Annotated in this window: 5 protein-coding genes; all 5 read left to right on the top strand. The window is 70.6% G+C overall.

What is annotated here, in order from left to right; translation table 11 throughout:
• A partial coding sequence (locus G6020_RS06810) for a M23 family metallopeptidase (RefSeq protein ID WP_182610102.1) occupies positions 1 to 490 on the top strand: 490 nt, incomplete at its 5' end.
• Positions 491 to 674: 184 nt separating this feature from the next.
• Positions 675 to 1,760 (top strand): S-(hydroxymethyl)mycothiol dehydrogenase, encoded by a 1,086-nt coding sequence (locus tag G6020_RS06805; protein WP_182610101.1) that lies wholly within the window; start codon positions 675 to 677, stop codon positions 1,758 to 1,760.
• The gene (locus G6020_RS06800) at positions 1,757 to 2,416 is read left to right on the top strand and encodes an MBL fold metallo-hydrolase (RefSeq protein WP_182610100.1); all 660 of its coding nucleotides are present in this window, start codon (positions 1,757 to 1,759) and stop codon (positions 2,414 to 2,416) included. Before G6020_RS06805 ends, G6020_RS06800 begins: the two co-directional genes overlap by 4 nt.
• Positions 2,417 to 2,433: 17 nt before the next feature.
• Complete coding sequence (locus G6020_RS06795) at positions 2,434 to 5,202, top strand: cation-translocating P-type ATPase (RefSeq protein ID WP_182610099.1); 2,769 nt, start codon at positions 2,434 to 2,436, stop codon at positions 5,200 to 5,202.
• 76 nt (positions 5,203 to 5,278) lie between these two features.
• On the top strand, positions 5,279 to 5,728 hold the full coding sequence (locus tag G6020_RS06790; protein ID WP_095717251.1) for an SRPBCC family protein: 450 nt from the start codon (positions 5,279 to 5,281) through the stop codon (positions 5,726 to 5,728).
• The last annotated feature ends 16 nt before the right edge of the window (positions 5,729 to 5,744 follow it).

Below are 5,744 nucleotides of genomic sequence, written 5' to 3'. Positions count from 1 at the left end.
CCAGGAGTTCGCGCAGGGCATCGGCCTGAACGAGGCGCAGCTGCGGGAGTACGCCATCGATCCCGCGATGTTCGGTTCGCTCGGTTCGCCGTCCGCCGCCGTCGGCGGTGCCCACGCCCCGACCTTCGGCCCCATCACCTCGGGCTTCGGTCCGCGCTGGGGGACCTTCCACAACGGCACCGACTTCGGTGCCCCGATCGGTACGCCGATGTTCGCCGCCAAGTCCGGCACGGTCGTCGCCGCCGGCCCGGCCTCGGGCTACGGACTGTGGATCCGCATCCAGACCGACGACGGGTACCTGCTCGAGTACGGCCACAACGACCAGAACTACGTCTCGGTGGGCCAGCGCGTCCACGCCGGTCAGGTCATCGGCACCGTGGGCAACCGCGGGTACTCGACCGGCCCGCACCTGCACTTCGGCGTGCGCAACCCCGCCGGCCAGTGGATCGACCCCGTGCCGTGGCTGCGTGCCAACGGCGTCGCCGTCTGATCGGACCCCTCGAGCAGACCGCTCGACCCGCCGGAGCCCCGGACACCACAGGTGTCCGGGGCTCCGGTCGTTTCGCGTGCAGACGAATGGCCGGTCCTGCATATGTGGCAGGGTGGGAGGGGTCCGGGCCGGGGCTCCGCCTGATCCGGCCCCGAGCCGAACCGACCTCGAGGAGAAACTGGGTATGTCACAGACCGTCAGGGGCGTCATCGCCCGTACCAAGGGTGCGGATGTCGAGCTCGTCGACGTCGTCGTCCCCGATCCGGGACCGAACGACGTCGTCGTCCGCGTGCAGGCGTGCGGCGTCTGCCACACCGATCTGGCCTACCGCGACGGCGGCATCAACGACGAGTACCCCTTCCTGCTCGGTCACGAGGCCGCGGGGATCGTGGAGACCGTCGGTGACCGGGTGACGCACGTGGCCGAGGGCGACTTCGTGGTGCTGAACTGGCGCGCGGTCTGCGGCGAGTGCCGGGCCTGTAAGCGCGGCCAGCAGCAGTACTGCTTCGCCACGCACAACGCGTCCAGGAAGATGACCCTCACCGACGGCACGGAGCTCAGCCCGGCGCTCGGTATCGGTGCGTTCATCGACAAGACCCTCGTCCACGAGGGGCAGTGCACCAAGGTGGACCCGGCGGCCGATCCGGCCGTCGCGGGACTGCTGGGCTGCGGCGTGATGGCCGGCCTCGGGGCCGCGGTCAACACGGGCAACGTCACGCGCGGCCAGTCCGTCGCCGTGATCGGGTGCGGCGGTGTCGGCATCGCCGCGGTCGTGGGTGCCCGCCTGGCGGGGGCCTCGACCATCGTCGCCGTGGACCTCGACGACACCAAGCTCGAGTGGGCGCGCGAGTTCGGGGCCACCGACGTGGTCAACTCCTCCGGCACGGACCCCGTGGCCGCCATCCAGGAACTCACGGGCGGCTTCGGCGCCGACGTGGTGATCGACGCGGTCGGTCGGCCCGAGACCTACGAGCAGGCCTTCTACGCCCGTGACCTCGCGGGCACGGTGGTCCTGGTGGGCGTGCCCACGCCCGAGATGCGGCTGGAGATGCCGCTTCTCGACTTCTTCGGCCGCGGGGGTTCGCTCAAGTCCTCCTGGTACGGCGACTGCCTCCCCGAGCGCGATTTCCCGATGCTGGTCGACCTGCATCTGCAGGGGCGGTTGCCGCTGGAGAAGTTCGTCAGCGAACGCATCGGTCTGGACGCGGTCGAGGCCGCGTTCGGTGCCATGAAGTCCGGTTCCGTCCTCCGATCGGTGGTGACCCTGTGAGCGAGACGTACACGAGTGCCGGCAATGCCGGCGGATTGCGTATCGAGAAGGTCGTGACGAGCGGCGTCTTCGCCCTCGACGGTGGCGAGTGGGAGGTGGACAACAACATCTGGATCCTCGGTGACGACTCCGAGGTGTACGTCATCGACGCCGCGCACACCGCGCAGCCGATCATCGACGCGGTGGCCGGGCGCACGGTCAAGGGCATCCTGTGCTCGCACGCCCACAACGACCACATCACCGTCGCCCCGGAGCTCGCCCGCGAGCTCGACACCCGGGTCTTCGTCCACCCCGGCGACCAGATGCTGTGGGAGGAGACCCACCCGACGGTCGCCCACGAGGACCTCGAGGACGGGCAGGTCTTCCAGATCGCCGGGACCGGGTTCACGGTCATGAACACCCCCGGCCACTCGCCGGGCTCGTGTGTCTTCCACGTCCCCGAGGCGGGCGTCCTGTTCTCCGGCGACACCCTGTTCTCCGGAGGGCCCGGTGCCACGGGACGGTCGTACTCCGATTTCCCGACCATCATCACCTCGATCCGCGACCGGATCCTCACCCTGCCCGCCGAGACCCTGGTCCACACCGGCCACGGTGACGGCACGAAGGTGGGCGAGGAGTCCCCACATCTGGAGGAGTGGATCGCCCGGGGCAGCTGACCGGGCACGATGGGGGGATGACGACGACGGACCGCGCCCCGGAGACGGACCGGCGCACCCCCTGGCACACACTGTCCACCGCAGAGGTGGTCTCCCGCCTCGGCGCGGGGTCGAACGGCCTGACCCGCGCCGAGGCGTCGCGTCGTCTCGCCGAGCACGGTCCCAACACCCTGCCGGTGGCGGCCGGGGTGCCGGCCTGGAGACGGGTCCTGCGGCTGCTCCGCGACCCCATGATCATGGTTCTCGCGGTGGCCGCCGTGGTGAGCGCCGTGATCTCGCGCGAGTGGGAGACCCCGGTCGTCATCCTCCTGGTGGTGGTGCTCAACACCGTGCTGAACTACGTGCAGGAGACGCGGGCCGAGGAGAGCCTGGCCGCGTTGCGCGACATGGCGGTGCCGCACAGCCGGGTGGTGCGGGACGGCGCCGAGGTGGAGGTGGACAGCGCGGATCTCGTCCCGGGGGACGTCGTGGTGGTGGAATCCGGCGACAGGGTCCCCGCTGACGGTCGCGTTCTCGAGGCGTCCCGGTTCCAGGTGGCGGAGTCGGCCCTGACCGGCGAGTCGGTCCCCGTGGACAAGACGGCGGGAGCGGTGGCCGCCGCGGACGCGCCGCTCGGTGACCGCACCGGCATGGTGTTCATGAACACCGAGGTCACCCGCGGTCGGGCGCGCGTGGTGGTCACGGGGACCGGTGAGCGCACGGAGATGGGGGCGATCGCCGAGCTGCTCGGCGGGGCGGGCGGTGAGCAGACGCCGCTCCAACGGCGGATCGGGGTCCTGGCCCGGGTCCTCACCGTGATCGCGCTGGTCGTGGTGACGCTGGTGATGGGGATCGGACTGGTGCGCGGGCAGTCCTGGGAGGACATGCTCCTCAGCGCGGTCTCGCTCGCCGTGGCCACCATCCCGGAGGGCCTCACCGCCGTGGTGGCGTTCACCCTCGCGATGGGCGCCGCGAGGCTCGCCCGTGAGGGGGCGATCATCAAGAACCTCGCGGCGGTGGAGACCCTCGGGTCGACCAGCCACATCGCCACGGACAAGACCGGGACCCTCACCCTCAACGAGATGACCGTGACGCGGATCGTCGCGGGCGGTTCCGCCTACACCGTCACCGGGACCGGATACGAGGCGACCGGCACGGTCCTGTCGTCCGATCCGGATGCCGTTCCGGACCTCCGGAGGGCGGCGGTCGCCATGACGCTGTGCAACGACGCGATCGTGACCGACGGCGAACTCGTCGGCGACCCCACCGAGGGCGCTCTCCTTGTGGCCGCCACCAAGTGCGGGCTCGACGTGGAGGGACTGCGTGCCGCACGGCCGCGGGTGGCCCAGGTGCCCTTCGACTCCGACCACAGGTTCATGGCCACCGTCAACCGCTCACCGGGCGGGGAGCTCGCGCTCAGCGCCAAGGGCGCGACCGGTGCGCTGCTGCCCCGGTCGACCCACGTGTGGAACGGCACGGACGCCGTGGAGCTCACCGACGAGCTGCACGAGGCGATCCGTCTCGCGACCGAAGAGCTCGCGGAGCGGGGCCTGCGGACCCTGCTCGTGGCGGGGCGCCCGTTCGAGTCGGCACCAGGCGAGGACGGATCCGGCGAGACCGGAGTAGATGAGAGCGTGCTCCTCGACGAGGTGCGGGGGCTGACCGTGTTCGCGGTGGTCGGCATCGTCGACCCGCCCCGGTCCGAGGCCGCCGAGGCCATCCGGGTGGCGCGCGCGGCCGGGATCTCCGTCCACATGATCACCGGAGACCACCTCGTCACGGCCTCGTCGATCGCCCGCGACCTGGGGATCGAGGGGGAGTCGGTGCGAGGGGTCGATCTCGACGGGATCGACGACGACGAGCTGTCCGAGCGGGCTCCCGGAATGGGAGTCCTGGCCCGGGTGTCCCCCGAGCACAAGATCCGGATGGTCCGGGCCCTGCAGTCCGGCGGGGACGTCGTGGCCATGACCGGCGACGGCGTCAACGACGCGCCGGCTCTGAGTCAGGCCGACATCGGGATCGCGATGGGCGTCACCGGCACCGACGTGTCCAAGGGCGCGGCCGACATGGTGCTCACCGACGACAACTTCGCGACGATCGTCTCGGCGGTCGAGCAGGGCCGCGGAATCTACGACAACATCGTGAAGTTCGTGAAGTTCCAGCTCACCACCGCGTGGGCGTTCGTCCTGGTGTTCCTCGCCAGCGGGCTGTTCGGGTTGGCGGCCGTGCCGTTCACCGCCCTGCAGGTCCTGCTGGTGAACATCGTCATGGACGGTCCGCCGGCCATGGCTCTGGGCGTGGAGCCCGTGGAGAAGAACGCGATGCGGCGGCCACCCCGACCCGCCGACGAGCAGATCCTCACCCCGTCACGGCTGGTGCGGATCCTGTGGTTGGGCGTGGTCATGGCCACCGGGACACTGCTGGTCCTCGCGTTCGCGGAGTCGATGTTCCCCGAGCGTGCGGGCGTGCCGCTGTTCGCCACCACCCTCGCCTACGCCGCCTTCGTGTTCTTCCAGGTGTTCAACCTGATGAACGTCCGCTCCACGGACGGCTCGGTGTTCTCCCGGGACATGGCGCACAACGCCCCGATCTGGGTGGCGCTGGCCGCGGTCCCGCTGCTGCTGGTGGCCGTGGTCCAGGTGCCCTTCCTCCAGGGGATCTTCGAGACCACCCCGTTGCACGCCGACGAGTGGTTGTTGGCGGTCGCGGTGGGCTCGTCGATCCTCTGGCTCGAGGAACTCCGGAAAGCCGGGGCGAGGTGGCGCGCTCGGCGGTACGAGGGATCGGGCACGATGGTGGTTGTCTGACGCGCCCCTGTCGAGGGCGCCGCCACCGGCGATTCCGGCGGGCGCGACGTGGTCAGGCAGAGGAGGAGTCACGATCATGGGCAGGGTCACCGCCAGCAACACCATCGTCATCGAGGCGCCCGTCGCGACCGTGACGGCCGCGATCGCGGACTACGCCCAGGTCCGTCCCCGGATCCAGCCCGAGCAGTTCACCGCGTACAGATTGATCGAGGGCGGACAGGGGCACGGCACCGTGGCGGCGTGGAACCTCCAGGCCACCAAGAAGCGCAGCCGGGACGTCAAGGCCACCGTGACCGTGGACGAGGCCGCGGCGCACTGGTCGCTGGTGGAGAAGGACGCCAACTCGTCCATGGCCACCACCTACACGGTCCGCGAGGCCACCGGGGGTGCGCTGGTGGAGATGACCACGTCGTGGGACGGGGCCGGGGGAGTGGGCGGGTTCTTCGAGCGGACCTTCGCCCCGGCCGGGCTCAAGCGGATCCAGCACCAGTTGTTGGCCAACCTCAAGGCCGACGTCGAGGGGTGAGCCCCGAATCAGGCGC

The sequence above is a fragment of the Dietzia sp. B19 genome, assembly GCF_014145155.1.
Classification (GTDB): domain Bacteria; phylum Actinomycetota; class Actinomycetes; order Mycobacteriales; family Mycobacteriaceae; genus Dietzia; species Dietzia natronolimnaea.
The sequence above is the reverse complement of the archived record's forward strand: the minus strand, read 5'-3'. Positions and strand labels throughout refer to the sequence as shown.